Source organism: Enterococcus sp. DIV1283b, from assembly GCF_051710965.1.
Lineage (GTDB): Bacteria > Bacillota > Bacilli > Lactobacillales > Enterococcaceae > Enterococcus_B > Enterococcus_B lactis.
The window spans coordinates 76,100-100,616 of sequence record NZ_JBIOLR010000001.1 but is presented as its reverse complement, the minus strand read 5'-3'; the positions used below and the strand labels follow the sequence as shown (position 1 = coordinate 100,616).

General features: G+C 40.1%; 39 protein-coding genes. 3 read left to right on the top strand and 36 right to left on the bottom strand.

From position 1 onward, the window contains the following. Window positions 1-6: 6 nt before the first annotated feature. From IGJ53_RS00540 to rpsL, 36 genes are all read right to left on the bottom strand, one after another. A complete protein-coding gene (locus IGJ53_RS00540) occupies window positions 7-804 on the bottom strand; it encodes an energy-coupling factor transporter transmembrane component T family protein (RefSeq protein WP_002315505.1) in 798 nt (265 codons plus the stop codon). Then, entirely contained in the window at window positions 794-1,663 is an 870-nt protein-coding gene (locus IGJ53_RS00535; protein WP_259741605.1) for an energy-coupling factor ABC transporter ATP-binding protein, read from the bottom strand. The genes IGJ53_RS00540 and IGJ53_RS00535 overlap by 11 nt, the downstream gene beginning before the upstream one ends. Next, on the bottom strand, window positions 1,639-2,478 hold the full coding sequence (locus tag IGJ53_RS00530; RefSeq protein WP_010731720.1) for an energy-coupling factor ABC transporter ATP-binding protein: 840 nt from the start codon (window positions 2,476-2,478) through the stop codon (window positions 1,639-1,641). The genes IGJ53_RS00535 and IGJ53_RS00530 overlap by 25 nt, the downstream gene beginning before the upstream one ends. Window positions 2,479-2,749: 271 nt before the next feature. Beyond that, window positions 2,750-3,130 (bottom strand): 50S ribosomal protein L17, encoded by a 381-nt coding sequence (gene rplQ / locus IGJ53_RS00525; RefSeq protein WP_002288716.1) that lies wholly within the window; start codon window positions 3,128-3,130, stop codon window positions 2,750-2,752. Window positions 3,131-3,157: 27 nt separating this feature from the next. Continuing rightward, a complete protein-coding gene (locus tag IGJ53_RS00520) occupies window positions 3,158-4,096 on the bottom strand; it encodes a DNA-directed RNA polymerase subunit alpha (RefSeq protein ID WP_002288715.1) in 939 nt (312 codons plus the stop codon). A 79-nt stretch (window positions 4,097-4,175) separates the two neighbouring features. Then, window positions 4,176-4,565, bottom strand: coding sequence for a 30S ribosomal protein S11 (rpsK, locus tag IGJ53_RS00515; RefSeq protein ID WP_002288714.1), 390 nt, complete (start codon window positions 4,563-4,565; stop codon window positions 4,176-4,178). A gap of 27 nt (window positions 4,566-4,592) precedes the next feature. Then, complete coding sequence (rpsM, locus tag IGJ53_RS00510) at window positions 4,593-4,958, bottom strand: 30S ribosomal protein S13 (protein WP_002288713.1); 366 nt, start codon at window positions 4,956-4,958, stop codon at window positions 4,593-4,595. A gap of 17 nt (window positions 4,959-4,975) precedes the next feature. Continuing rightward, window positions 4,976-5,092: a 50S ribosomal protein L36 gene (rpmJ, locus tag IGJ53_RS00505; RefSeq protein WP_002288710.1), complete on the bottom strand. Its 117-nt coding sequence runs from the start codon at window positions 5,090-5,092 to the stop codon at window positions 4,976-4,978. 32 nt (window positions 5,093-5,124) lie between these two features. Then, window positions 5,125-5,343, bottom strand: coding sequence for a translation initiation factor IF-1 (gene infA / locus IGJ53_RS00500; RefSeq protein ID WP_002288695.1), 219 nt, complete (start codon window positions 5,341-5,343; stop codon window positions 5,125-5,127). 190 nt (window positions 5,344-5,533) lie between these two features. Continuing rightward, window positions 5,534-6,181: an adenylate kinase gene (locus tag IGJ53_RS00495; protein WP_002288690.1), complete on the bottom strand. Its 648-nt coding sequence runs from the start codon at window positions 6,179-6,181 to the stop codon at window positions 5,534-5,536. A gap of 61 nt (window positions 6,182-6,242) precedes the next feature. Continuing rightward, complete coding sequence (secY, locus tag IGJ53_RS00490) at window positions 6,243-7,538, bottom strand: preprotein translocase subunit SecY (RefSeq protein WP_259741606.1); 1,296 nt, start codon at window positions 7,536-7,538, stop codon at window positions 6,243-6,245. Continuing rightward, complete coding sequence (rplO, locus tag IGJ53_RS00485) at window positions 7,538-7,978, bottom strand: 50S ribosomal protein L15 (protein WP_002288687.1); 441 nt, start codon at window positions 7,976-7,978, stop codon at window positions 7,538-7,540. The genes secY and rplO overlap by 1 nt, the downstream gene beginning before the upstream one ends. 42 nt (window positions 7,979-8,020) lie before the next feature. Further along, window positions 8,021-8,200 carry a 50S ribosomal protein L30 gene (gene rpmD, locus IGJ53_RS00480; protein WP_002290455.1) on the bottom strand — a complete coding sequence of 60 codons (180 nt, stop codon included), beginning with the start codon at window positions 8,198-8,200 and terminating at the stop codon, window positions 8,021-8,023. 14 nt (window positions 8,201-8,214) lie between these two features. Further along, complete coding sequence (gene rpsE, locus IGJ53_RS00475; protein WP_002288681.1) at window positions 8,215-8,715, bottom strand: 30S ribosomal protein S5; 501 nt, start codon at window positions 8,713-8,715, stop codon at window positions 8,215-8,217. Between the two features lie 20 nt (window positions 8,716-8,735). Further along, window positions 8,736-9,092 carry a 50S ribosomal protein L18 gene (gene rplR / locus IGJ53_RS00470; RefSeq protein ID WP_002288679.1) on the bottom strand — a complete coding sequence of 119 codons (357 nt, stop codon included), beginning with the start codon at window positions 9,090-9,092 and terminating at the stop codon, window positions 8,736-8,738. Between the two features lie 160 nt (window positions 9,093-9,252). Beyond that, window positions 9,253-9,789, bottom strand: a complete 537-nt coding sequence (gene rplF / locus IGJ53_RS00465; protein WP_002309839.1) for a 50S ribosomal protein L6 — start codon at window positions 9,787-9,789, stop codon at window positions 9,253-9,255. A gap of 31 nt (window positions 9,790-9,820) precedes the next feature. Next, entirely contained in the window at window positions 9,821-10,219 is a 399-nt protein-coding gene (gene rpsH, locus IGJ53_RS00460) for a 30S ribosomal protein S8 (RefSeq protein WP_002288675.1), read from the bottom strand. Between the two features lie 35 nt (window positions 10,220-10,254). Further along, complete coding sequence (locus tag IGJ53_RS00455) at window positions 10,255-10,440, bottom strand: type Z 30S ribosomal protein S14 (protein WP_002288673.1); 186 nt, start codon at window positions 10,438-10,440, stop codon at window positions 10,255-10,257. 18 nt (window positions 10,441-10,458) lie between these two features. Beyond that, window positions 10,459-10,998: a 50S ribosomal protein L5 gene (gene rplE, locus IGJ53_RS00450; protein WP_002288671.1), complete on the bottom strand. Its 540-nt coding sequence runs from the start codon at window positions 10,996-10,998 to the stop codon at window positions 10,459-10,461. A 27-nt stretch (window positions 10,999-11,025) separates the two neighbouring features. Next, window positions 11,026-11,334, bottom strand: coding sequence for a 50S ribosomal protein L24 (rplX, locus tag IGJ53_RS00445; protein ID WP_002288670.1), 309 nt, complete (start codon window positions 11,332-11,334; stop codon window positions 11,026-11,028). A 36-nt stretch (window positions 11,335-11,370) separates the two neighbouring features. Then, window positions 11,371-11,739 (bottom strand): 50S ribosomal protein L14, encoded by a 369-nt coding sequence (rplN, locus tag IGJ53_RS00440; protein WP_002288669.1) that lies wholly within the window; start codon window positions 11,737-11,739, stop codon window positions 11,371-11,373. A gap of 57 nt (window positions 11,740-11,796) precedes the next feature. Next, window positions 11,797-12,063: a 30S ribosomal protein S17 gene (gene rpsQ, locus IGJ53_RS00435; protein ID WP_002288668.1), complete on the bottom strand. Its 267-nt coding sequence runs from the start codon at window positions 12,061-12,063 to the stop codon at window positions 11,797-11,799. Between the two features lie 24 nt (window positions 12,064-12,087). After that, on the bottom strand, window positions 12,088-12,276 hold the full coding sequence (gene rpmC, locus IGJ53_RS00430) for a 50S ribosomal protein L29 (RefSeq protein ID WP_002288664.1): 189 nt from the start codon (window positions 12,274-12,276) through the stop codon (window positions 12,088-12,090). After that, window positions 12,266-12,700, bottom strand: a complete 435-nt coding sequence (gene rplP, locus IGJ53_RS00425; protein ID WP_002288661.1) for a 50S ribosomal protein L16 — start codon at window positions 12,698-12,700, stop codon at window positions 12,266-12,268. The genes rpmC and rplP overlap by 11 nt, the downstream gene beginning before the upstream one ends. Window positions 12,701-12,702: 2 nt before the next feature. Continuing rightward, entirely contained in the window at window positions 12,703-13,359 is a 657-nt protein-coding gene (gene rpsC / locus IGJ53_RS00420; protein ID WP_002288659.1) for a 30S ribosomal protein S3, read from the bottom strand. A gap of 13 nt (window positions 13,360-13,372) precedes the next feature. Further along, entirely contained in the window at window positions 13,373-13,720 is a 348-nt protein-coding gene (gene rplV, locus IGJ53_RS00415) for a 50S ribosomal protein L22 (protein ID WP_002290452.1), read from the bottom strand. A gap of 22 nt (window positions 13,721-13,742) precedes the next feature. Then, the gene (rpsS, locus tag IGJ53_RS00410) at window positions 13,743-14,021 is read right to left on the bottom strand and encodes a 30S ribosomal protein S19 (protein WP_002288655.1); all 279 of its coding nucleotides are present in this window, start codon (window positions 14,019-14,021) and stop codon (window positions 13,743-13,745) included. A 42-nt stretch (window positions 14,022-14,063) separates the two neighbouring features. Further along, entirely contained in the window at window positions 14,064-14,897 is an 834-nt protein-coding gene (gene rplB, locus IGJ53_RS00405; RefSeq protein ID WP_002290451.1) for a 50S ribosomal protein L2, read from the bottom strand. Between the two features lie 38 nt (window positions 14,898-14,935). Continuing rightward, complete coding sequence (rplW, locus tag IGJ53_RS00400) at window positions 14,936-15,226, bottom strand: 50S ribosomal protein L23 (protein ID WP_002290449.1); 291 nt, start codon at window positions 15,224-15,226, stop codon at window positions 14,936-14,938. After that, entirely contained in the window at window positions 15,226-15,849 is a 624-nt protein-coding gene (gene rplD / locus IGJ53_RS00395) for a 50S ribosomal protein L4 (protein WP_002290446.1), read from the bottom strand. The genes rplW and rplD overlap by 1 nt, the downstream gene beginning before the upstream one ends. A 27-nt stretch (window positions 15,850-15,876) precedes the next feature. Then, window positions 15,877-16,506: a 50S ribosomal protein L3 gene (gene rplC / locus IGJ53_RS00390; protein ID WP_002290445.1), complete on the bottom strand. Its 630-nt coding sequence runs from the start codon at window positions 16,504-16,506 to the stop codon at window positions 15,877-15,879. 30 nt (window positions 16,507-16,536) lie between these two features. Continuing rightward, complete coding sequence (rpsJ, locus tag IGJ53_RS00385; protein ID WP_002290443.1) at window positions 16,537-16,845, bottom strand: 30S ribosomal protein S10; 309 nt, start codon at window positions 16,843-16,845, stop codon at window positions 16,537-16,539. A gap of 403 nt (window positions 16,846-17,248) precedes the next feature. Continuing rightward, on the bottom strand, window positions 17,249-18,436 hold the full coding sequence (tuf, locus tag IGJ53_RS00380; protein ID WP_002373149.1) for an elongation factor Tu: 1,188 nt from the start codon (window positions 18,434-18,436) through the stop codon (window positions 17,249-17,251). Window positions 18,437-18,607: 171 nt separating this feature from the next. Next, entirely contained in the window at window positions 18,608-20,695 is a 2,088-nt protein-coding gene (gene fusA / locus IGJ53_RS00375; RefSeq protein ID WP_010731719.1) for an elongation factor G, read from the bottom strand. Window positions 20,696-20,788: 93 nt separating this feature from the next. Further along, window positions 20,789-21,259, bottom strand: a complete 471-nt coding sequence (gene rpsG / locus IGJ53_RS00370) for a 30S ribosomal protein S7 (protein ID WP_002290440.1) — start codon at window positions 21,257-21,259, stop codon at window positions 20,789-20,791. A gap of 83 nt (window positions 21,260-21,342) precedes the next feature. After that, window positions 21,343-21,756, bottom strand: a complete 414-nt coding sequence (gene rpsL / locus IGJ53_RS00365; protein ID WP_002294318.1) for a 30S ribosomal protein S12 — start codon at window positions 21,754-21,756, stop codon at window positions 21,343-21,345. A gap of 318 nt (window positions 21,757-22,074) precedes the next feature. Between rpsL and rpiA the strand changes: the two genes are divergently transcribed. From rpiA to gpmA, 3 genes are all read left to right on the top strand, one after another. Continuing rightward, entirely contained in the window at window positions 22,075-22,758 is a 684-nt protein-coding gene (gene rpiA / locus IGJ53_RS00360) for a ribose-5-phosphate isomerase RpiA (protein ID WP_010731718.1), read from the top strand. Between the two features lie 132 nt (window positions 22,759-22,890). Then, complete coding sequence (locus IGJ53_RS00355) at window positions 22,891-23,472, top strand: recombinase family protein (protein ID WP_002290435.1); 582 nt, start codon at window positions 22,891-22,893, stop codon at window positions 23,470-23,472. A gap of 170 nt (window positions 23,473-23,642) precedes the next feature. Further along, window positions 23,643-24,329, top strand: a complete 687-nt coding sequence (gene gpmA / locus IGJ53_RS00350) for a 2,3-diphosphoglycerate-dependent phosphoglycerate mutase (protein WP_002294321.1) — start codon at window positions 23,643-23,645, stop codon at window positions 24,327-24,329. Window positions 24,330-24,517 lie beyond the last annotated feature (188 nt).

Below are 24,517 nucleotides of genomic sequence, written 5' to 3'. Positions count from 1 at the left end.
GAACGTTTATCCTCTTAAAAAGATCAGTAGCACGGTTAATAGTATAAAAGCAATGATAACCATCGTGTCTCTATTATGCCAATGCAAGACACGATATTTCGTTCTTCCTTCCCCGCCCTTGTAGCCCCTTGCTTCCATAGCGGTCGCAAGATCTTCCGCTCGGTTGAAACTGCTGACAAATAAAGGAATCAGCAAAGGAATGACTGCTTTCATTTTCTGAACTAGATTGCCTTCACCAAAGTCAACACCACGCGCGCGCTGAGCGTTCATGATCTTTTCTGTTTCATCCATCAATGTAGGCACAAAACGAAGAGCAATCGACAGCATCAAAGAAATTTCGTGGACTGGGAACCGTACGGCTTTCAATGGTCGAAGCAAGTACTCAATCGCATCAGATAATTCCAAAGGCGGTGTAGTAAGCGTGAGCAGCGTCGACATAAAAATAATCAACACGAATCGGCAGAAAATAAAGAGACCGTTCATCACACCAAATTCAGTGATATGGAAAACACCCCAACTCCAATAAGTTTCTCCGCCACTAGTAAACAAGACTTGCAAAGCTACAGTAAAGAGGATCAGCCAAATCAATGGGCGAATACCTCGGATAAAAAATTTCAAGTCTACTTTTGATAAGAAGACAGAAAATAATGTGAAAACTGCCAATACAAGATATGTTTCCCAATTATTTGCTAAAAAAATGATACCGATAAAATAAAAACTGGCTAATAATTTGGCTCGGGGATCCAATCGATGGATCAAGGAATCTCCTGGCATATAACGGCCAAATATCAATTTATTCATCATGGGCATTTCCTCCAGCAGAATGGACGATGGCGTCTGCTAATTCTTCAGCTGTCAAAGGTAAGGTAGTGAAGTCCATCCCTTTAGCCATTAATTCTTCTGCAAATTCTGTGGCAGTAGGTACACCTAACTGTTTTTCTTTTAGCCATTCGATGTTTTGAAAAACCTCTTTGGGCTGCCCGCTATTAACGATTCGCCCCTTCTCCAGCACATAGACATAGTCTGCAAAATTGGCTACATCATCCATTAAATGCGTCACTAAAACAATAGTAATCTGCTGTTTCTTATGAAGACGCCAAAACATCTCCATCATTTCTTTTCTGCCCTGAGGATCAAGTCCTGCCGTTGGTTCATCCAATACAAGTACTTCAGGCTTCATGGCAAGCACACCAGCGATTGCTACTCTACGCATTTGCCCTCCTGAAAGTTCAAATGGTGAACGTTCCAAATAGCTTTCATCCAGTCCAACTTGTTCTAATGTTTCTTTTGCTAGTATCAGCGCTTCTTCTTCACTGACACCAAAGTTTTTAGGACCGAAGGCAATATCTTTTGCCACTGTTTCTTCGAATAGCTGTGCTTCTGGAAACTGAAAGACGATGCCGACTTTTTTTCGGATAGGCTTTAGATTTTTATTATCCGTATCTGGCTGAATGTCGCGTTCTCCAATATGGACGGTACCGCTTGTTGGCTTAACAAGCGCATTCAAATGTTGGAGTAAAGTTGATTTCCCGCTTCCGGTATGCCCTACTAATGCTGTATAACTGTTTTCTTTGATCGTCATATTGATGTCAAATAAGGCCCGTTGTTCAAATGGTGTATTCGGCTGATAAGTAAAGTCTACTTGTTCAAAACGGATGTCCATAACCAATCCACCATCCTTTCTTCTGTCATATATTCACTTGGCACATCTACCCCACGTTCTTTCAGTGCACGCTTTAGTTTTTCAGGAAATGGTAGATCTAGACCTAAATCGATCAGTTCAGGACCCGCAGAAAAGATTTCTTTTGGTGTACCTTCACGGACAAGTTCTCCTTGCCTCATCACTAGTACCCGATTGGCATTAGCTGCCTCATCAATATCATGAGTGATAGATATAACGGTCAATTGACTTTCTTCTTTGATCTTCTTGATCGTAGAAATCACTTCTTCACGGCCTTCTGGATCTAGCATACTTGTTGCTTCATCTAAAATAATGATATCAGGTCGTAAGGCAACCACGCCGGCAATAGCAACACGCTGTTTTTGTCCTCCTGATAAACGAGCAGGCTCGCGTGTAGCAAACTCAGCCATTCTAACTTTCTCAAGTGCATCTTTCACACGTATCAGCATTTCTTCTCTGGGAATCCCTTGATTTTCAAGACCAAACGCAACGTCATCTTCTACTGTCGAACCAACGAACTGATTGTCTGGATTTTGAAAAACCATTCCAACCATTTGCCGGATTGTCCAAATGTTTTCTTCATCCAATACTTGATTTCCGACTTTCACGACCCCTGATTCTGGCAGAAGTAGCCCATTGATTGTTTTGGCAAGTGTCGATTTTCCTGAACCGTTGTGTCCAATAATAGCGATCCACTCACCTTTATCAATTGTAAAGGAGACATCTTTCAATGCGGGGCGAAGATCATCTGGCTGGTATTTGTAATTTATTTTCTCTAATTCAATAATTGGCTCCATGATTACTCCTTCTTCATCCTAAAGTTCCTACTAACACTATCAAAAAAAGACAAAATTTTCAATTATTTCTCGCTTAAAATGTTTTTTTATGCCTTCAAGCAGAGCTGTCATGACAGTTAATTGAAGGTATAAAAAAACACTTTATGATGAGTGCTTACTCCCCAAGCGATATTCGCTTGAGGAGCAGCGCTGAGCTAGACTCGGAAAAATATCTTCCAACATCATAACACTCTAAAAGAATCATCTATAAAGTGATGTTATTAGTGTGATTTTAGACAAGTTCTAAGACAACCATTGGTGCACCATCACCGCGTCTTGGTTCTGTCTTCAAAATGCGTGTGTATCCGCCTTGACGTTCTGCGTAACGAGGTGCAATATCGTTGAATAGTTTTTGTAAAGCTGATTCAATGACGATGTCCTCATTTTCTTCACGCACGCTGGCAACTTCATTACGTACGAAAGCCGCAGCTTGACGACGTGCATGCAAATCTCCGCGTTTACCTAAAGTGATCATTTTTTCTGCAGTTGAGCGAACTTCTTTCGCACGAGCTTCAGTAGTCACAATACGTTCGTTGATTAATAAATCAGTTGTTAAATCACGCAACATCGCTTTACGTTGGCTAGATGTGCGTCCTAGTTTACGATAACTCACGTTGGTTTCCCTCCTTCGTAAAAGGTTTTAATCTTCTTTACGTAAACCTAAACCTAAGTCGTGCAATTTTGCTTTAACTTCTTCTAATGATTTACGTCCTAAGTTACGGACTTTGATCATTTCAGGCTCAGATTTATTTGTAAGTTCTTGTACAGTATTGATTCCTGCACGTTTCAAACAATTGTAAGAGCGAACAGACAAGTCTAACTCTTCGATCGTCATTTCCAACATTTTTTCTTTTTGTGTTTCTTCTTTTTCGACCATGATTTCAGCATTTTTTGCTTCATCAGTTAAGTTCACAAAAATATCCAAATGTTCAGTCATGATTTTCGCAGATAAACTCATTGCTTCCAACGGTTCGATTGAACCATCTGTCCAAATCTCCATCGTCAATTTATCAAAATCTTCACGGTGTCCAACACGTGTGTTCTCAACTTGATAGTTCACACGACGAACAGGTGTGTAGATTGAATCGACTGGAAGAACGCCAATTGGCATATCTTCTTTTTTATTTTCATCTGCTTGAACATAACCACGTCCAGGTTTCACTGTTAAGCGAGCATGGAACGTAGCTCCTTCAGAGACACTACAGATGTACATATCTTTGTTAAGAATTTCTACATCACTATCAACGATAATATCGCCAGCAGTTACTGTAGCAGGTCCGGTAATATCGATTTCAAGGGTTTTTTCTTCTTGGCCATACATTTTCAGCGCTAAGCCTTTAATGTTCAAGATGATTTGAGTGACGTCTTCTCTAACACCTTTGATGGTAGAGAATTCATGCAGTACACCATCGATTTGAATATTAGTGATGGCAGCACCTGGCAAAGAAGATAATAAAATACGACGTAGGGAATTCCCTAAAGTAGTCCCATACCCTCTTTCAAGAGGTTCAACGATGAACTTGCCATAATCTTTTTCTTCATCAATTTTTGCGATTCTTGGTTTTTCGAACTCAATCATTCTTATCTTTACCCCTTTCAAAACGAAAAGTGTCTTGTTCAATGACGTTACTGATAAAACTCAAAATGAGCGGCACTCATTAAACACGACGGCGTTTTGGAGGGCGGGCACCATTATGAGGAACTGGAGTCACGTCACGAATTGCAGTCACTTCTAAACCTGTAGCTTGTAATGAACGAATTGCTGCTTCACGTCCAGAACCAGGTCCTTTAACTGTTACTTCAACAGTCTTTAATCCGTGTTCCATTGCTGCTTTTGTAGCAGTTTCTGCTGCCATTTGAGCGGCAAAAGGAGTTGATTTTTTGCTTCCTTTGAAACCTAATGAACCAGCTGATGACCACGCTAATGCATTTCCGTGAGTATCAGTGATCATGATGATAGTGTTATTGAATGTAGAATGGATATGTGCAATACCTGCTTCTATATTCTTCTTCACACGGCGTTTACGATTCACTTTTTTTGCTGCCATGAAGTTTTAACCTCCTTCACTTAAGAATTATTTTTTCTTGCCAGCGATAGCGCGAGCTGGGCCTTTACGAGTACGTGCATTGTTTTTCGTGTTTTGTCCACGAACAGGCAATCCACGGCGATGACGGATTCCACGGTAAGAACCGATTTCCATCAAACGTTTGATGTTCAAGTTCACTTCACGACGAAGATCCCCTTCAACTTTTAATTTATCTACTTCTGCACGGATAGCATCTGTTTGTTCATTCGTTAATTCACGAACGCGAACATCTTCAGATACACCAGCATCAGCTAAGATCTTTTTAGCAGTAGTGTTACCAATACCATAGATATAAGTAAGTGAAACTACCACACGTTTATCACGAGGAATATCTACTCCTGCAATACGAGCCATATTTATAGCACCTCCAATTATCCTTGACGTTGTTTATGTTTTGGATTTGCTGGGCAAATCACCATAACGCGTCCTTTACGACGAATTACTTTACAATGTTCGCACATTGGTTTTACTGATGGTCTTACTTTCATGATAATACCTCCTGTAGTTTTACGGAGTACAATTATTTAAAGCGATAAGTAATACGGCCACGGTTAAGATCGTATGGAGACAATTCAACCGTTACTTTGTCACCAGGTAAGATACGGATATAATGCATACGAATTTTACCTGAAACAGTAGCAAGAACTTGGTGTCCGTTTTCTAGTTCAACTTTAAACATTGCATTCGGCAAAGTTTCGACGACTGTACCTTCGACTTCAATCATATCTTCTTTTGCCACGCACAGTACCTCCTTGTACTTGTTTCGCATTTTCACACGATAAAATGGCGGAAACTGCAGTTCCCACCTCAAAATTCTCAAAATGGATCATCTAGAGGATTCTCTAGAAGTCGGACTGACATATTCTATCATAATTTATTGAACTTGACAAGAGTAACTGCATAATGCAAGTCGGCTACGGGCAATCGTGCTATTTTTCAATGATTTTTTGTACATCTGCAAATACAGCATCGATTTCACGAGCACCATCAATAGTGTTTAGCAAACCTTGTTCTTTATAATAAGCCAAGATTGGTTCACTATTTTTGATGTTGATAGCCAGACGATTTTTAACCGTCTCAGGTTTATCATCTTCTCTTTGATAGAATTCATGCCCACCGCAACGATCACATGTGTCTTCAACTTTTGTAGGGTTGAAAATTTTATGGTAAGTTGCTCCACAATTGCTGCAGATAAATCGGCCGGCTAGACGTTCGACCAAGATTTCTTCACCAACATGGATATCGATGACAGCATCAATTTTTTTATTCAAATCTTTTAGCATTGCGTCCAGAGCTTTTGCTTGATCTAGTGTACGTGGAAAGCCATCTAATAAGAAGCCTTTCTCTGTATCTGGTTCAGCTAGTCGCTCTTTCACGATTCCATTTGTTACTTCATCAGGAACTAATGCACCTTTATCCATATAAGACTTTGCTTCCAGGCCAAGAGCTGTTTCGTTTTGCATCGCTGCGCGGAACATATCTCCTGTTGAGATGTGCGGAATACCATAAGCGTCAATGATTTTTTCAGCTTGTGTTCCTTTACCTGCGCCTGGCAGCCCCATTAAAATGAGGTTCATTGTTTTCCCTCCTAATAAATGTGTGAGAACGTGTGTTGAGGAAGAACCTCAACACGCTTTCTTACTCAATGAATCCAACATATTTACGTTTCAGCATTAAGCCTTCTAACTGTTTCGCAGTTTCTAAAGCTACACCGATAACGATCAGTAAGCTTGTACCGCCTAATCCGATTGATTGTGGAAGATCCCAAACTATTTGAGCAATGATTGGAAGCAATGCCACTAAACCAAGGAAGACTGCACCAACTGTACTTAAACGCATCAGTAATCTTGAGACATACTCTTCAGTCCCCTTACCAGGGCGTACGCTTGGTATATAACTTCCTTGCTTTTGCAAGTTTTCCGCTAATTTCTCAGGGTTTACTTGTACAAAGGCGTAGAAGAAAGTGAAGGCAACGATCAGAATCGTATAAATCGTAGCACCAGGTGCTGTATTATAGTTAAAGATCTCCATCATCACTTTATACCAGTTTTCAGAACCGAATCTACCACTCAATGCTTGTAAAACAGCATTTGGCGTAGCAATAAACGAACTAGCAAAGATAACTGGAATAACTCCAGCTGCATTTACTTTCAACGGCAGATAGCTGCTTGTAGGCGCGCCAGCGACACGTTTCGTATATTGGATCGGGATCTTGCGTTCAGCTTGTTGGAAAAATGTTACGAATGTCACGATCAATAAGACCGCTACTAATAAAATGGCCACAAAAATAGCAGATTTCCATATGTCTGAAGGATCGATATTTATAAAGTAATCTTCATAAATTTCTCTGATACTTTCAGGCAATCTAGAAATGATACCTGCAAAAATGATCATTGATACGCCATTTCCGATACCTTTTTCTGTGATCTGTTCTCCTAGCCAAGTAACAAACATCGTACCGGCTGTTAGAATCAAACCAATCGTTACGTAAGTTGCTACGTTAGGATTATTCACGAAACCTAATTGAGCGTATTGATTGAATCCAGCAGTGATACCGACAGATTGGATAAATGCCAATACTAATGTCAGATATCGAGTGGCTTGATTCAATTTTTTACGACCAACTTCCCCTTGTTTCGACCATTCAACAAATCGAGGCACGATGTCCATTTGAAGAAGCTGAATGACGATAGAAGCAGTAATGTATGGTGAAACCCCCATTGAGAAAATGGAGAAGTTTTGCATCGCACTACCACTTACCAAGTTCAACATGTTGAAAAATGGCAAAGAAGAAAGGTTTTGCAATGAAGCAGCATTTACGCCTGGTACAGTGATATGTGCACCTAGGCGAAATACAAACAACACAAATACAGTAAATAGGATTTTCGATCTAATGTCTTTCACTTTAAAAGCATCTTTTAATAGTCTAAACATTAGATCACCTCGATTGATCCACCAGCCGCTTCAATTGCTTCTTGAGCTGCTTTAGAGAATTTTGCTGCTTTCACAGTTAATTTCTTGTTTAGTTCCCCGTTAGCTAATACTTTGATTCCAGCTTTTTCGTTTTTCACGATTCCAGCTTCAACTAAGGCAACAGGAGTTACTTCAGCTCCGTCTTCAAAGCGGTTCAATACATCAAGATTGATGACTGCATAGTCTTTACGGTTCACGTTTGTGAATCCTCGTTTTGGTAAACGACGGAACAATGGTGTTTGTCCCCCTTCAAATCCTAAACGCACACCACCGCCTGAACGGGCTTTTTGTCCTTTTTGTCCGCGTCCGGCAGTTTTTCCGTTACCAGATGAAGTACCACGACCAACACGGTTACGTACTTGGCGTGAACCTTCAGCAGGTTTTAATTCATGAAGTTTCATAGGTTTGGCACCTCCTTAATATTCTAGTTCTGATTTTTTTAATTAAACTTCTTCAACGTCCACTAGGTGAGAAACAGTATTGATCATGCCTTTAATTGCTTCATTAGAAGGCTTAACCACTGAACTGTTAATCTTTGTAAGACCTAACGCTTTAACTGTATCGCGTTGGTTTTGAGGACGTCCGATAATACTGCGTTTTAAAGTAACTTTTAATTCAGCCATTATTGTTGTCCTCCTTATCCGATTAATTCTTCAACTGATTTGCCGCGAAGTTCTGCAACTTCTTCTGCACGTTTCAATTGTTTCAAACCTTCAACTGTTGCGCGAACAACGTTGATTGGTGTATTTGAGCCTAAAGATTTAGAAGTGATATCTGCTACCCCAGCTAATTCTAATACGGCACGAACTGGTCCGCCAGCAGCAACCCCAGAACCTTCTACAGCAGGTTTCATTAGGATTCTACCACCACTAAAAGCACCGATTACTTCGTGTGGGATTGTTGAACCAACCATAGGTACTTCAACTAAGTTTTTCTTCGCATCTTCAATTGCTTTACGGATTGCTTCAGGAACTTCTTGAGCTTTACCTGTACCAAATCCTACGTGTCCGTTTTTGTCACCGACAACAACTAAAGCAGCAAAACGTAGACGACGTCCACCTTTAACAACTTTTGTTACACGGTTAATTGCAACAACGCGGTCTTCTAATTCCAAATGTTTTGGATCGATATAAACCATGAATGGTATTCCTCCTTCTTCTAAAATTCTAGTCCATTTTCGCGAGCAGCTTCAGCTAAAGCTTGCACACGGCCATGGTAAAGGTATCCACCACGGTCAAAGACTACTACTTTAATGCCTTTTTCAGCTGCACGTTCAGCAACTAGTTTACCGACAGCTTGTGCTGCTTCTGTTTTTGTTCCACCTGAAATTTCTTTATCCAAGGTAGAGGCACTTGCTAGCGTTACACCCGCTACGTCATCAATAATTTGAGCGTAGATGTTTTTGTTAGAACGAAAAACGTTCAAGCGTGGGCGCTCAGCAGTACCAGAGATATTGTTACGTACACGACGATGTCTCTTTTGACGTGTTTTGTTCTTATCTGGTTTTGTAATCACAATTGTCACCTCTTTATTTTTATTGTACTACTATTTCAAGCAGTAAATACGTTTCGAAAAATAGAAGCTGCGGCACAAGTTAAAGTTTATTTTTTTGAAGGTAAACTTCAGCCAAATGCCTTTTTCCTGCTGCTGGCTTCTATGCAATTTTTCTAAACGATTATTTACCAGTTTTACCTTCTTTACGGCGTACATATTCGCCAACATAACGAATACCTTTACCTTTATAAGGTTCTGGAGGACGAGTTCCGCGAATATTTGCAGCTAATTCGCCAACTTCTTCTTTGTTCGCACCTTTAACAATTACTTGTGTGTTAGCTGGTACTTCAACAGTTACTCCAGCTGGTGGTGTGATTTCTACTGGATGTGAGTAACCAACGTTCAATACAAGTTTTGATCCTTGTAATTGTGCACGGTACCCAACCCCGATTAATTCTAACGCTTTTTGGAAACCTTCGCTGACACCTACAACCATGTTGTTGAAGTTCGCACGAGTTGTTCCATGAATTGTTTTCATTTCTTTACTGTCGTTTGGACGAGTGAAAGTCACTTCGTTTCCTTCGATATTCATTTTGATATCTGCTGAGAAAGTACGAGTCAATTCACCTTTTGGTCCTTTAACTGTAACGTTGTTTCCTTCTTGAGTAACTGTTACTCCTTCAGGGATAACAACGACTTTATTTCCGATACGGCTCACTTAAAGACACCTCCTTGTAGATTCTACTTGATTACCATACGTAAGCGATAACTTCGCCGCCGATATTTTTTTCACGAGCTTCTTTATCAGTGACAACACCTTCAGAAGTCGAAATGATTGCGATACCTAAACCGTTCAATACTTTTGGTACTTCGTCAGCTTTGACATAAGCACGCAAACCTGGTTTAGAGATACGTTTTAAGTTTGTGATAACACGTTCGCCGTTTTTACCAAATTTTAGGAAAACACGGATCACGCCTTGTTTGTCATCTTCGATGTATTCAACATCACGAACGAAACCTTCACGTTTCAAGATTTCAGCGATGTCACGTTTAATTTTTGATGCAGGTACTTCTAAAGACTCATGTTTAACCATGTTTGCGTTACGGATACGAGTTAGAAAATCTGCAATTGGATCTGTCATGACCATTGATCTTTTACCTCCTTCTTATGCGAATTTACTTTTTACCAGCTAGCTTTCTTCACGCCGGGAATTTGACCTTTATAGGCAAGTTCGCGGAAGCAAATACGGCAAAGATGGAACTTACGATAAACTGAATGTGGACGTCCGCAACGTTCGCAACGAGTATAAGCTTGTGTTGAAAATTTTGCAGGACGTTTGTTTTTAGCAATCATTGATTTTTTAGCCACGTAGTTCGCCTCCTTTAATTATTTTTGGAATGGCATGCCTAATTGTGTCAACAACTCACGAGATTCTTCATCAGAGTTTGCTGTTGTTACAATAACGATGTCCATACCACGTACTTTATCTACTAAATCATAATCTACTTCTGGGAAGATCAATTGTTCTTTAATACCTAAAGTATAGTTTCCACGACCGTCAAAGGCTTTTTTACTTACACCATGGAAGTCACGTACACGTGGTAGTGAAACTGAAACCAATTTGTCTAAGAATTCGTACATTCTTTCTCCGCGCAATGTAACTTTTGCACCAATTGGCATTCCTTCACGTAAACGGAATCCAGCGATTGATTTTTTAGCTTTTGTAATCATTGGTTTTTGACCAGTGATCAAAGTTAATTCTTCAACTGCTTTATCTAAGTTTTTAGCGTTTGATACCGCATCACCAACACCCATGTTGATGACGATTTTTTCAACTTTAGGTGTTTGCATAACAGAGCTATAGTTAAATTTTTCCATCAATGATGGAGTTACTTCTTTAAGATATTTTTCTTTTAGGCGGTTCATTCAGTAAGACCCTCCTTCCTTAAACTTTTATTTATCTAAAACTTCACCGGTTTTTTTAGAAACACGGACTTTTTTGCCGTCTACTTCTTTGTAGCCAACTCGGCCAGCTACACCAGTAGAGTCAACCACCATCACGTTAGAAACATGAATTGGCGCTTCCATCTCAACAATTCCACCTTGAGGAGCAGCTTGAGAAGGTTTTTGGTGTTTTTTAACGACATTTACACCTTCGACAATAACTTTATCTTTTTTCGGGAACGCTGCTAGTACAACGCCTTCTTTGTTTTTGTCTTTTCCAGTGATAACTTTAACTTTATCGCCTTTTTTAACAAACATAACTGTTTCGCACCTCCTTTGATAAGTGTCTCAAGATTATAAAACTTCTGGTGCTAGTGAAACGATCTTCATGAAGTTGTTTTCACGTAGTTCACGTGCAACTGGCCCAAAGATACGTGTTCCACGAGGGCTTTTATCATCACGAATAATCACTGCAGCATTTTCATCAAATTTAATATATGAACCGTCTGTACGACGAGCTCCTGATTTTGTTCGAACGATAACGGCTTTAACGACGTCACCTTTTTTGACAACCCCACCTGGCGTTGCTTGTTTAACCGTAGCAACGATCACATCACCGATGTTAGCAGTTTTACGACCAGATCCACCAAGGACTTTGATCGTCAAAATTTCACGTGCGCCTGAGTTATCAGCGACTTTTAAACGACTTTCTGCTTGGATCACGTTGTGTATCCTCCTTTCAGATTTTGCATTCAATCTATATAGGAAAATCTCGTGTTATTAGATAATAACTGCTTCTTCGACTACTTCCAACAAACGGAAACGTTTTGTAGCTGATAATGGACGAGTTTCCATAATTCTCACGATGTCGCCAACTTTTGCTGTGTTGTTTTCATCATGCACTTTGTATTTCTTAGAATAGTTCATGCGTTTGCCATAGATAGGGTGGTTTTTCTTTGTTTCGACAGCAACGGTAATTGTTTTATCCATTTTGTCTGAAACCACGCGACCTTGATAAACTTTGCGTTGATTTCTTCCTTCAGTCATACGCTTAATGGCCTCCTTCCATAATTACTTAGCTTGTTCACGCAACACAGTTTTGATGCGTGCAATCGATTTACGTACTTCTTTAATACGTGCAGTGTTTTCTAATTGACCTGTTGCTAATTGGAATCTAAGATTAAACAATTCTTCTTTTAATTGTTTTTCTTGATCAAGCATTTCGGCAGTGGTTAATTCTCTGATTTCTTTAACCTTCATTCGATTCACCACCCATTTCCTCACGTTTTACGATCTTAGTTTTCATTGGTAATTTGTGAGAAGCTAGACGTAACGCTTCACGAGCTACTTCTTCAGGAACGCCTGCGATTTCAAACATGATTTTACCACGTTTTACTGGTGCAACCCATCCTTCAGGTGCCCCTTTACCAGAACCCATACGTACCCCAATTGCTTTGGCAGTATAAGATTTGTGAGGGAAAATTTTAATCCATACTTTCCCACCACGTTTCATGTAACGAGTCATTGCGATACGAGCAGCTTCGATTTGGCGGTTTGTGATCCAATGTGAATCAACAGCTTGCAAACCGTATTCACCGAATGCTACTTCTTTTCCGCCTTTAGCTTCCCCGCGCATTTTTCCGCGGAATTCACGACGGTGTTTTACACGTTTAGGTACTAACATGATTATTTCCCTCCTTTCTCAGTGTTTTTTTTAGTTGGAAGAATTTCTCCACGATAGATCCACACTTTAACTCCTAGTTTTCCGTATGTTGTATCTGCTTCTTCCCATGCGTAATCAATGTCCGCACGTAAAGTATGAAGAGGAACAGTTCCCTCTGAGTATCCTTCTGAACGAGCGATATCTGCTCCGTTTAGACGACCAGATACTTGAGTTTTGATCCCTTGAGCGCCAGCACGCATTGAGCGTTGGATCGCTTGTTTTTGAGCGCGACGGAAAGCAACACGGTTTTCTAATTGACGTGCGATTCCTTCACCTACTAATTTTGCATCTAGATCTGGTTTTTTGATTTCCACGATGTTGATGTGGATTCTTTTACCAGTTAATTTGTTTAATTCTTTTCTTAGGCTTTCGACTTCAGAACCGCCTTTACCAATAACCATACCTGGTTTAGCTGTGTGAATTGAAATGTTTACGCGACCTGTTGCACGTTCGATTTCAACTGTTGATACAGCAGCATCAGCAAGTTTAGTTGAAATAAATTTACGGATTCTTAAATCTTCGTGTAAGAACTCAGCATACTCTTTTTCAGCATACCATTTAGCATCCCAGTCGCGGATGATGCCTACACGCATTCCAATTGGATGTACTTTTTGACCCACTGATTATCCCTCCTTATTTTTCTGATACGACTACCGTGATATGACTTGTACGTTTGTTGATTGGAGAAGCTGAACCTTTTGCACGAGGACGGAAACGTTTCATTGTAGGTCCTTCGTTAACAAAAGCTTCGGTTACTACCAAGTTTTCAACATCTAAGTCAAAGTTATTTTCTGCATTCGCAACTGCTGACATCAATACTTTTTCAATGATTCCAGCAGATTTGTTTGGTGTGAATTTCAAGATTGAAATTGCATCTGCGACACTTTTACCTCTGATAAGGTCAATTACTAAACGGGCTTTTCGAGGTGAAGTGCGAACTGTTTTTGCAGTTGCTTTAGCTGATGTGATTTGTTCTGCCATTTGGATTTATCCTCCCCTCAAATTAGCGTTTCGTTTTCTTATCGTCAGCAGCATGTCCACGATAAGTTCTTGTAGGTGCAAATTCACCTAATTTGTGTCCTACCATGTCTTCTTGGATGTAAACTGGTACATGTTTACGTCCATCATAAACTGCGATGGTATATCCAACAAAACTTGGGAAAACTGTTGAACGGCGTGACCAAGTTTTGATAACTTTTTTCTTTTCAACCCCTGCTTGAGCTTCAACTTTTTTCATTAAATGCTCATCGACAAAAGGTCCTTTCTTTAAACTACGACCCATGGTGAACCTCCTCTCAAAATGTGCGACACATGGTCAAAGTAATTATTTATTTTTGCGACGACGAACAATAAGTTTGTCTGATTTAGCTTTTTTGTTACGAGTTTTGTAACCAAGAGCTGGTTGACCCCAAGGAGAAACTGGTGCTTTACGTCCGATAGGAGCTTTACCTTCACCACCACCGTGTGGGTGATCATTAGGGTTCATTACGCTACCACGTACAGTTGGGCGTTTACGCATCCAACGAGAGCGTCCAGCTTTACCGATGTTGATTAATTCGTGTTGTTCGTTACCTACAGAACCGATTGTTGCGCGGCATGCAGCTAAGATCATACGAACTTCACCAGAGTTCAAGCGGATCAATACGTATTTGCCTTCTTTACCAAGTACTTGAGCACTTGTACCAGCAGAACGGATCAATTGTCCACCTTTACCAGGTTTCATTTCAATGTTGTGGATAACAGTACCAACTGGAATGTTTTCTAATGGAAGAGCATTTCCGACTTTGATATCTGCTTCTGGACCTGAAACAAGTTTCATACCCACTTCTAGTCCTTTAGGTGCTAAGATGTAAGCTTTCACTCCATCTTCATAGTGTACTAACGCGATGTTAGCTGAACGGTTTGGATCATATTCGATCGTTTGAACAGTTGCAACAACGTTGTCTTTGTTACGTTTGAAGTCGATCACGCGATATTGGCGTTTGTGTCCGCCACCTTGATGACGTACAGTGATGCGGCCGTTGTTGTTACGTCCAGCATGGTTTTTCAATGGTTGTAACAATGATTTTTCAGGTGTTGATGTTGTGATTTCAGCAAAATCAGAACCTGTCATGTTACGACGACCATTTGAGGTAGGTTTGTACTTTTTAATCGCCACGTTTTTCCCTCCTAATTTAATGAGTTATCTATTAGTGCTTATTCAGCAGCTTCGAATAATTGGATTTCTTTTGAATCTTCAGTCAATGTAACGATCGCTTTGCGACGTTTTTTTGTATATCCTGCATATTTGCCCATACGTTTGAATTTCGCACGTACGTTCACGATGTTCACGTTTTTGACTTTAACGTCAAAAGCAGCTTCTACCGCTTGTTTTACTAAAGTTTTGTTTGCGCGAGTGTCCACTTCAAAAGTGTATTTCTTGTCATCCATGGCAAGCATTGATTTTTCAGTGATCACTGGGCGTTTGATTACGTCTAGTAAGTTCATTATGCAAGCACCTCCTCAATTTGAGTAAGAGCAGTTTGTGTTGCTAACACTTTTGTATTTGATACAACGTCTAGCACACTCACATTATCAGAAGTTACTACAGAAACGTTTGGTAAGTTACGTGCTGATAAAGCAGCAAAGTCGTTACCTTTTTCTAGAACAACCAATACTTTAGAGTCGATAGATAAGTTAGCAAGAACTTGTTTGAATTCTTTTGTTTTTGGTGCGTCGAAGTTCAAGCCTTCGATTGCTACCAAGTTGTTTTCAGCAACTTTTTCTGACAATACAGATTTCATTGCTAAACGACGAACTTTTTTAGGAAGTTTGTAGCTGTAAGAACGTGGTGTTGGTCCAAAGACTACGCCACCTCCACGCCATTGTGGTGAGCGGATAGATCCTTGACGTGCACGACCTGTTCCTTTTTGACGCCATGGTTTACGTCCACCGCCACGAACAGCGCTACGGTTTTTAACCGCGTGTGTTCCTTGTCTTAATGACGCACGTTGCATTACGATTGCATCGTAAACAACACTTTCATTAGGTTCAATTCCGAAGATTTCTTCGTTAAGTGTGATTTCACCGTTTTGGCTTCCATCTTGTTTGAATAATGCTACATTCGGCATTCCTTAGTTCCTCCTTTCTTCCTACAATTATTTAGCTTTCACAGCTGATTTGATAGTGATTAAAGATTTTTTCGCTCCAGGAACATTACCTTTGATCAAGATAACATTTCTTTCTGCATCTACACGTACAACTTCCAAGTTTTGGATAGTTACGCGGTTGCCACCCATACGGCCAGCAAGACGTTTGTTTTTGAATACACGGTTAGGTGCAACTGGACCCATTGACCCAGGACGACGATGGTAACGAGAACCGTGAGCCATTGGTCCGCGGCTTTGTCCATGGCGTTTGATAACCCCTTGGAATCCTTTACCTTTCGTAGTACCTGTTACATCAATAATGTCTCCTGCTTGGAAAACATCTACTGTAATTTCTTTTCCTACTTCATATTCTCCTAGCTCAACATTTTTGAATTCACGAATGAAGCGCTTAGGAGCCGTGTTTGCTTTTGCAACATGACCTTTCGCAGGTTTGTTTGATAAAACTTCACGCATATCTTGGTAACCAACTTGAATAGCTTCGTAGCCATCCGTTTCCATTGTTTTCACTTGTAGTACTACGTTTGGCGTAGCTTCTACAACAGTAACTGGAATTAATTCACCAGATTCAGTGAAGATTTGTGTCATTCCCACTTTTTTCCCTAAGATTCCTTTGGTCATGAGTACACCTCCATTATTTTTGTTTTAGTTTTATAATTTGATTTCGATGTTTACACCAGATGGTAAGTCTAGCTTCATCAAAGCATCAACAGTTTTTGGTGTTGGGTTCACAATGTCGATAAGACGTTTGTGTGTACGCATTTCGAATTGTTCGCGTGAATCTTTGTATTTATGAGTCGCACGGATGATTGTGTAAAGACTGCGTTCAGTTGGTAATGGAATTGGACCAGACACGCTAGCTCCAGTTCTTTTTGCAGTTTCCACGATTTTATCCGCTGATTGATCTAAAATACGGTGTTCATACGCTTTTAAACGGATACGAATTTTTTGTTTTGCCATCTTGTTCCCTCCTTCGCCTATTTTGAAAAGTAGACATAGCTCCACGAAAATTTCCGTCACGCTCGTTCGTGGCAAAGCGTCCGGGCGTGTCGCAACCTCTCGTTTCTTAGCCGACGAAATCAATCTGATTACGTCTGTGCAATTCACTAAAGTAAACGCACCTTTGTCATTATAATATATATAAACTCACAACGCAAGGCTTTTTCTTGTAAAAAACATTTTGTTTTCATAAAGTTTCATTTAGAAAACACTAACCCTTTTATTTCGCGTTTCTTCTATTATAATGCCCTGTCTTTTCTTTCCTGAGTCTGCAATAAATAAAAAAGCTCGGAACAAAGATTCTGAGATCTTCATTCCGAGCGATTACGTCCGAATAAATGTTGCTTAGTTTTGCTTAATTCAATTAAGCTTTGATTTCTGTAACGACACCGGCACCAACTGTACGTCCGCCTTCACGGATTGAGAATTTAGTACCGTTTTCGATAGCGATTGGGTGGATTAATTCAACTTCCATTGTTACGTTGTCGCCAGGCATAACCATTTCAGTTCCTTCTGGTAATTCAACAACACCTGTTACGTCAGTTGTACGGAAGTAGAATTGTGGACGGTAGTTAGTGAAGAATGGAGTGTGACGTCCACCTTCTTCTTTTGTCAACACGTATACTTCTGCAGAGAATTTTGTATGAGGTGTGATTGTACCTGGTTTAGCCAAAACTTGTCCACGTTGGATGTCTTCACGTGCAACACCACGTAGTAAAGCACCAATGTTGTCTCCAGCTTCAGCGTAGTCTAACAATTTACGGAACATTTCAACACCAGTAACTGTTGTTTTTGAAGTTTCTTCAGAAATACCAACAACTTCAACTTCGTCACCAACGCGAACTTGTCCACGTTCCACACGACCTGTAGCAACAGTACCACGACCAGTAATTGAGAACACGTCTTCAACTGGCATCATGAATGGTTTGTCGTTTTCACGTTCTGGAGTTGGGATGTATTCGTCAACTGCAGCCATTAATTCAAGAATTTTTTCTTCGTATGAAGCGTCGCCTTCTAGAGCTTTCAAAGCTGAACCAGCAACTACAGGAACATCGTCACCAGGGAATTCGTATTCTGTTAATAGGTCACGAACTTCCATTTCAACTAATTCTAGTAATTCTTCGTCATCAACCATGTCTACTTTGTTCAAGAATACAACGATGTAAGGAACACCAACTTGACGAGACAATAGGATGTGTTCACGAGTTTGAGGCATAGGGCCATCAGCAGCAGAAACTACCAAGATAGCTCCGTCCATTTGAGCAGCACCAGTGATCATGTTTTTAACGTAGTCCGCGTGTCCTGGGCAGTCAACGTGAGCATAGTGACGTGCGTCAGTTTCGTACTCAACGTGAGCTGTTGAGATTGTGATTCCGCGTTCGCGTTCTTCTGGAGCACCATCGATTTGATCGTAAGCCATAGCTTGGCCGCCGTTTTTCTTAGATAGTACAGTTGTGATTGCAGCTGTTAATGTAGTTTTACCATGGTCAACGTGTCCGATAGTACCAATGTTAACGTGTGGTTTAGAACGGTCAAATTTTTCTTTTGCCATTTTAAAATGTCCTCCTAAAAATACAATATATTTTTTATTTGTCTGATAGGTATATGATGTACACGAGGTACACCACATGCCCATATCATCGATAATTATTTTACACGAAACTATATTAAAAATATAGTCTCTTTGGATAATCTCTTTGCAGGACTATCCGGTTTTAAGAAATTATTCAGCTTTTCCGCCGTTTTTCTTAATGATTTCTTCTTGTACTGATTTTGGTACATCTTCGTAGTGGTCAAATGTCATTGTAAATGTACCACGACCTTGAGTAGCAGAACGAAGAGTTGTAGCATAACCAAACATTTCAGCAAGTGGAACCATCGCACGAACAACTTGTTGTCCGCCAGCGCGAGCTTCCATACCTTCAACACGTCCACGACGAGCAGTTACGTGACCCATAACATCACCTAAGTAATCTTCAGGGATAACAACTTCTACAGCCATGATTGGTTCAAGGATCACTGGATTAGCTTTCTTAGCTGCTGCACGTAATGCCATAGAAGCAGCAACACGGAAGGCAGTTTCATTTGAATCGACATCATGGTATGAACCATCGTAAAGTTTAGCTTTGATATCTACTAATGGATAGCCAGCTAAGACACCATTTTCCATAGCATCTTTCAAACCAGTTTCAACAGCTGGAATGTATTCACGAGGAACAACCCCACCGACGATCGCATTTTCAAATTCGAAACCAGCACCTTCTTCGTTTGGTGTAAATTCGATCCATACGTGACCGTATTGACCTTTACCACCAGACTGACGTACAAACTTACCTTCGGCTTGAGTGCCAGCACGGAAAGTTTCACGGTAAGATACTTGAGGCGCACCTACGTTAGCTTCAACTTTGAATTCACGACGCATACGGTCAACGATGATATCTAAGTGAAGTTCACCCATACCAGCGATGATTGTTTCGCCTGTTTCCACGTTTGTTTCAGCACGGAAAGTAGGATCTTCTTCAGATAGTTTTTGTAAAGCCACACCCATTTTATCTTGGTCAGCTTTTGATTTAGGTTCAATAGCGACTTGGATAACTGGTTCTGGGAATTCCATTGATTCAAGAATAACTAGATTCTTTTCATCACATAGTGTGTCCCCAGTAGTTGTGTCTTTCAAACCAACAGCAGCAGCGATATCTCCAGCGTAAACTTCAGAGATTTCTGAACGAGAGTTGGCATGCATCTGTAGGATACGACCAACACGTTCGCGTTTGCCTTTTGTTGCGTTTTGTACGTATGAACCTGATTTTAAAACACCAGAGTACACACGGAAGAAAGTTAAACGACCTACGAATGGGTCAGTCATAACTTTAAATGCTAAAGCTGAGAAAGGAGCGCTGTCGTCTGCAGGACGTTCTACTTCTTCATCAGTTTTAGGGTCAATCCCTTTGATAGCTGGGATATCTAACGGTGATGGCAAGTAATCAAGAACAGCGTCCAATAGTAATTGAACCCCTTTGTTCTTAAATGCTGAACCACATAGTACTGGGTAGAATTCTACGTTAACTGTTGCGCGGCGGATACCTTCTTTTAACTCAGCTTCAGTGATTTCTTCACCTTCTAAGTATTTCAAAGTAAGTTCTTCATCAGTTTCAGCTACAGCTTCAACCAATTTTTCGCGCCATTCTTCAGCTAATTCGCGGTATTCTTCAGGAATTTCTGTTTCTTCGATCTCTGTTCCAAGATCGTTTGTATACATTTCAGCCTTCATTGTTACAAGGTCAATAATTCCTGTGAAGTCGTCTTCCGCACCAATTGGTAATTGGATTGGGTGAGCGTTTGCTTGCAAACGGTCATGTAAAGTTGATACTGAATATAAGAAGTCAGCACCGATCTTGTCCATTTTGTTTGCAAATACGATACGAGGTACACCGTAAGTTGTTGCTTGACGCCAAACTGTTTCAGTTTGAGGTTCAACACCTGATTGTGCATCAAGAACAGTTACAGCACCATCAAGTACACGCAATGAACGTTCAACTTCAACTGTGAAGTCTACGTGTCCTGGTGTGTCGATGATGTTGATTCGGTGACCCTTCCATTGTGCTGTAGTAGCAGCAGAAGTGATCGTAATCCCACGTTCTTGTTCTTGTTCCATCCAGTCCATTTGTGAAGCTCCTTCATGAGTTTCACCAATTTTATGGATTTTACCAGTATAGTACAAGATACGTTCAGTAGCAGTCGTTTTACCAGCATCGATGTGGGCCATGATACCGATATTACGAGTGTTGTGTAAAGAAAATTCTCTGGTCATTCTCCTTGTTTCTCCTCTCTTTACTATCTAGTTGCTAAAAATAAGGACACTATCTGAGGTCGACTTATAAAAGCCGACCAAACAGAGAGAATCTTACCAGCGATAGTGAGCAAACGCACGGTTGGCATCAGCCATTTTATGAGTGTCTTCACGTTTTTTAACAGAAGCACCTGTGTTGTTTGCAGCATCCATGATTTCTTTTGCTAAGCGTTCTTCCATTGTGTGTTCACCGCGCAAGCGAGCGTAGTTTACTACCCAACGAAGACCTAGAGTAACGCGGCGTTCAGGGCGAACTTCAACTGGTACTTGGTAGTTTGAACCCCCAACACGACGTGCTTTAACTTCAAGAACAGGTTGAACGTTTTTCATTGCTTGTTCAAACACTTCTAATGGATCGTTACCTGTAGATTCTTTGATCAAGTCAAAGGCATTATAGATAATGTTAGCTGCAATCCCGCGTTTTCCGTCAACCATTACACGGTTGATCAAGCGAGTTACTAATTTTGAGTTATAAATAGGATCTGGTAAAACATCACGTTTTGCAACAGGACCTTTACGTGGCATCCGTAACTCCTCCTTCCGAAATATTGTTCATAGTAATTACTTCTATATAATAGAAGCAAGTTTCATTTGTTTAATAATTAAAATTAAGCTTTAGGTTTTTTAGTTCCGTATTTAGAACGGCTTTGTTTACGGTCGTTAACACCAGCAGTATCTAAAGCACCGCGAACGATATGGTAACGTACCCCTGGTAAGTCTTTTACACGACCACCGCGTAATAATACAACACTGTGTTCTTGTAAGTTATGACCAATCCCTGGGATATAAGCAGTAACTTCAATTAAGTTTGACAAACGAACACGTGCATATTTACGTAAAGCTGAGTTCGGTTTTTTAGGTGTCATTGTACCCACACGAGTTGCTACCCCACGTTTTTGAGGTGAGTTTACGTTAGTTTGAGTTTTCTTAAAGCTGTTATATCCTTTGTTCAAAGCAGGTGAATTAGATTTTTCCACCTTTGATTTACGAGGTTTACGTACTAATTGGTTAATTGTAGGCATTCCTTGTTTCCTCCTTCCCACGATTTGCGTCTAGTTCCACACATCCAGGTGGTTCTTTTTTTGCGATAAAAAATAAATGCAATGTCTGCATCCTTATCAAATATGCTTTGATAAACAGTCAGCACGTTTCTTCACAGAAACCTGTAGATAAAGCACCTTTGTTAGAATATCACGAATGAAAAAACATGTCAACAAGAGATGCAATTTTTTTTGAAAAAGCTTTATTGCAATAAAAAAGAATGGTATCTTTTTGCCGTAAATCACGCTAAAATAGTGAGGAAAGCACGAAGCTCAAACTAAAAAAAGGTGGATGCAAAGATGAATTTAAAACAATTAGCTGGCATTGAAGCCGCGAAATTCGTAAAGGACGGGATGATCGTTGGTCTCGGGACCGGTTCAACCGCCTATTATATGGTAGAAGAGATTGGTCGCCGCATGCGTGAAGAAGGATTACGTATCACAGGAGTCACTACTTCAAATGCGACAAAAGAACAGGCGGAAAAATTAGGAATACCGCTAAAGAGTATCGATGAAGTCCCAGTAGTCGATCTGACGATAGATGGTGCTGATGAAATCAGTGCTGATTTTCAAGGGATAAAAGGCGGCGGTGCTGCTTTGCTTTTCGAGAAAATAGTCGCTACGTACTCAAAAGAAACGATTTGGATCGTTGATTCTTCTAAATTAGTCCATAAACTTGGGAAGTTTCCACTCCCAGTTGAAGTCATCCCTTATGGTTCCCAACAGCTACTTCATATTTTTGACGAAAAAGGATTCCAACCTGTCTTGCGTACAGACAAAAACGGCGAAGTCCTAACCACAGATGGTGGTCATTATATCATTGATCTACATCTAGATGTCATCGAACAACCAGAAAGCTTAGCTACCTATTTAGATGAACTTGTTGGGGTAGTCGAACATGGACTTTTCCTAAATATGGTTTCAAAAGTTGTTGTTGGCTCAGAAAAAGGTGTTGAGATTCTTGATGCCATCCGCCATAAATAAAGAAAAACTGCTTGATCATCCAATAAAAAAAGACAGCGGAAAATTTGCGAAAAAACTATCTTTTTGACGTACTTTATGCTACATTTTTACTGTTATATCCAGTTAGAAAATCACTGCTAGAAAGGAATCACCATGAAAATTATTGGTTATGCACGCACAACCATAAATGATGTTGATTTAACAACTCAGGTTGAACAATTATCTGACTTTGGTTGTCAAGAAATTTTCCATGAGACATATGAAGTGGAACAAAACGATGCTACTGCTGTTCATTTGGAGTCAGTGATTGCTGACATGCAGCAAGGCGATGCACTAGTCGTCTGCCAACTTCATCGATTGGGCAAATCTACACGGCAATTAACAGAACTTACGCAATTATTCAAAGACCGCGGGCTGCACTTGATTAGCATTGATGAAGGAATCGATACGCGCGAAATGGGAAAAATCTATTTCCAATTGATGGAAAACCTGGCAAACATGGAGTGCGCATTGATCAAAGAACGTACATTAGTTGGATTAGATGAAGCTCGTAAAAAAGGAAAAATCGGCGGAAGACCAAAAATCGATGCAAAAACGATCAAAAAAATCCGGCGTCTCTATTATGAAAAAAAAGAAACAATCCAATTTATTTCTTCAAAATGCGGTGTTTCAGTTGGAACATGTTATAAATATATCAATTTGCCTGAAAAAGAAATCGAGCAATTATGCATCTAATGCCTAAAAACGAACAGTGCTTTCGCAGCTGTTCGTTTTTTTATCTTCTCTACTCGTTTTCTCATAGAATCTTATCCAATTTTTCGATGGAAATCTCTTCCAAAAAATTGTACAATAAAACAGAACTGAAATTTTCAGAAATATAAACCTATCTTAAAGGAGAGCTAAACATGCCAAAATTAGTTTTTTCTCGTCACGGTCTTAGTGAATGGAATGCATTGAACCAATTTACTGGTTGGGCTGATGTAAACCTAGCACCAGAAGGAATCGAAGAAGCAAAAGAAGGCGGACGCAAAATCAAAGAAGCTGGAATCGAATTTGATGTTGCCTATACTTCTGTTTTGACTCGTGCAATCAAAACATGTAACTTGATCTTAGAATATTCAGATCAACTTTGGGTACCACAAATCAAATCATGGCGCTTGAACGAACGTCACTATGGTAAATTACAAGGTTTGAACAAAAAAGAAACAGCTGAAAAATACGGCGACGAACAAGTACACATCTGGCGTCGTTCTTACGATACTCTTCCTCCATTAATGGAAGAAACTGACGAAGGTTCTGCAGCAAACGACCGTCGTTACGCAATGTTAGACAAACGCGATATTCCTGGTGGCGAAAACTTGAAAGTGACATTAGAACGTGCTTTGCCATTCTGGCAAGATGAAATTGCTCCAGCATTACTAGACAACAAAACTGTTTTAGTAGCTGCACACGGTAACTCATTACGCGCTCTAGCTAAACATATCGAAGGTATCTCTGACGAAGACATCATGGATCTTGAAATCCCAACAGGTCAACCACTTGTTTATGAATTAAATGATGACTTAACAGTGGCTAAAAAATACTACCTATAATAGATACTCTATTGTAAGTAAGACAGCCCTCTCACCTCCTATTATTGTAAGAGATGAAGGGGCTGTTTTTTTTAGATATTGGTTAGACGGTAGTCTTAGCTATCTAATGCGAATGACATCAATTTACATAATAACTATATGATTATAATAGTAAGTACTGTTTGAATAAACAAAAAATTAAGAGAGAA

What these genes read in the sequence shown, in the direction of transcription:
- rplE (WP_002288671.1), bottom strand. Translation starts at nt 10,998, where the DNA reads ATGAACCGCCTAAAAGAAAAATATCTTAAAGAAGTAACTCCATCATTG.
- rplV (WP_002290452.1), bottom strand. Translation starts at nt 13,720, where the DNA reads ATGGCAGAACAAATCACATCAGCTAAAGCAACTGCAAAAACAGTTCGC.
- IGJ53_RS00530 (WP_010731720.1), bottom strand. Translation starts at nt 2,478, where the DNA reads ATGGAGCCAATTATTGAATTAGAGAAAATAAATTACAAATACCAGCCA.
- rpsQ (WP_002288668.1), bottom strand. Translation starts at nt 12,063, where the DNA reads ATGACTGAAGGAAGAAATCAACGCAAAGTTTATCAAGGTCGCGTGGTT.
- fusA (WP_010731719.1), bottom strand. Translation starts at nt 20,695, where the DNA reads ATGACCAGAGAATTTTCTTTACACAACACTCGTAATATCGGTATCATG.
- rpsE (WP_002288681.1), bottom strand. Translation starts at nt 8,715, where the DNA reads ATGGTTTATATCGATCCAAAACATTTGGAATTAGAAGACCGCGTTGTT.
- rpsH (WP_002288675.1), bottom strand. Translation starts at nt 10,219, where the DNA reads ATGGTCATGACAGATCCAATTGCAGATTTTCTAACTCGTATCCGTAAC.
- rplD (WP_002290446.1), bottom strand. Translation starts at nt 15,849, where the DNA reads ATGCCGAATGTAGCATTATTCAAACAAGATGGAAGCCAAAACGGTGAA.
- IGJ53_RS00495 (WP_002288690.1), bottom strand. Translation starts at nt 6,181, where the DNA reads ATGAACCTCATTTTAATGGGGCTGCCAGGCGCAGGTAAAGGAACACAA.
- rplX (WP_002288670.1), bottom strand. Translation starts at nt 11,334, where the DNA reads ATGTTTGTTAAAAAAGGCGATAAAGTTAAAGTTATCACTGGAAAAGAC.
- secY (WP_259741606.1), bottom strand. Translation starts at nt 7,538, where the DNA reads ATGTTTAGACTATTAAAAGATGCTTTTAAAGTGAAAGACATTAGATCG.
- rpsK (WP_002288714.1), bottom strand. Translation starts at nt 4,565, where the DNA reads ATGGCAGCAAAAAAAGTGAATCGTAAACGCCGTGTGAAGAAGAATATA.
- rpsL (WP_002294318.1), bottom strand. Translation starts at nt 21,756, where the DNA reads ATGCCTACAATTAACCAATTAGTACGTAAACCTCGTAAATCAAAGGTG.
- rpsM (WP_002288713.1), bottom strand. Translation starts at nt 4,958, where the DNA reads ATGGCTCGTATTGCAGGAGTAGATATTCCTCGTGATAAACGTGTGGTA.
- rpsS (WP_002288655.1), bottom strand. Translation starts at nt 14,021, where the DNA reads ATGGGTCGTAGTTTAAAGAAAGGACCTTTTGTCGATGAGCATTTAATG.
- IGJ53_RS00355 (WP_002290435.1), top strand. Translation starts at nt 22,891, where the DNA reads ATGAAAATTATTGGTTATGCACGCACAACCATAAATGATGTTGATTTA.
- rplW (WP_002290449.1), bottom strand. Translation starts at nt 15,226, where the DNA reads ATGAACTTACTAGACGTAATCAAACGCCCAGTGATCACTGAAAAATCA.
- IGJ53_RS00540 (WP_002315505.1), bottom strand. Translation starts at nt 804, where the DNA reads ATGATGAATAAATTGATATTTGGCCGTTATATGCCAGGAGATTCCTTG.
- rpmJ (WP_002288710.1), bottom strand. Translation starts at nt 5,092, where the DNA reads ATGAAAGTAAGACCATCAGTAAAACCAATGTGCGAACATTGTAAAGTA.
- rpmD (WP_002290455.1), bottom strand. Translation starts at nt 8,200, where the DNA reads ATGGCTGAATTAAAAGTTACTTTAAAACGCAGTATTATCGGACGTCCT.
- gpmA (WP_002294321.1), top strand. Translation starts at nt 23,643, where the DNA reads ATGCCAAAATTAGTTTTTTCTCGTCACGGTCTTAGTGAATGGAATGCA.
- tuf (WP_002373149.1), bottom strand. Translation starts at nt 18,436, where the DNA reads ATGGCAAAAGAAAAATTTGACCGTTCTAAACCACACGTTAACATTGGT.
- IGJ53_RS00535 (WP_259741605.1), bottom strand. Translation starts at nt 1,663, where the DNA reads ATGGACATCCGTTTTGAACAAGTAGACTTTACTTATCAGCCGAATACA.
- rplP (WP_002288661.1), bottom strand. Translation starts at nt 12,700, where the DNA reads ATGTTAGTACCTAAACGTGTAAAACACCGTCGTGAATTCCGCGGAAAA.
- rpsG (WP_002290440.1), bottom strand. Translation starts at nt 21,259, where the DNA reads ATGCCACGTAAAGGTCCTGTTGCAAAACGTGATGTTTTACCAGATCCT.
- IGJ53_RS00520 (WP_002288715.1), bottom strand. Translation starts at nt 4,096, where the DNA reads ATGATTGAGTTCGAAAAACCAAGAATCGCAAAAATTGATGAAGAAAAA.
- rpmC (WP_002288664.1), bottom strand. Translation starts at nt 12,276, where the DNA reads ATGAAGGTTAAAGAAATCAGAGAATTAACCACTGCCGAAATGCTTGAT.
- rpiA (WP_010731718.1), top strand. Translation starts at nt 22,075, where the DNA reads ATGAATTTAAAACAATTAGCTGGCATTGAAGCCGCGAAATTCGTAAAG.
- rplC (WP_002290445.1), bottom strand. Translation starts at nt 16,506, where the DNA reads ATGACCAAAGGAATCTTAGGGAAAAAAGTGGGAATGACACAAATCTTC.
- rpsJ (WP_002290443.1), bottom strand. Translation starts at nt 16,845, where the DNA reads ATGGCAAAACAAAAAATTCGTATCCGTTTAAAAGCGTATGAACACCGT.
- rplO (WP_002288687.1), bottom strand. Translation starts at nt 7,978, where the DNA reads ATGAAACTTCATGAATTAAAACCTGCTGAAGGTTCACGCCAAGTACGT.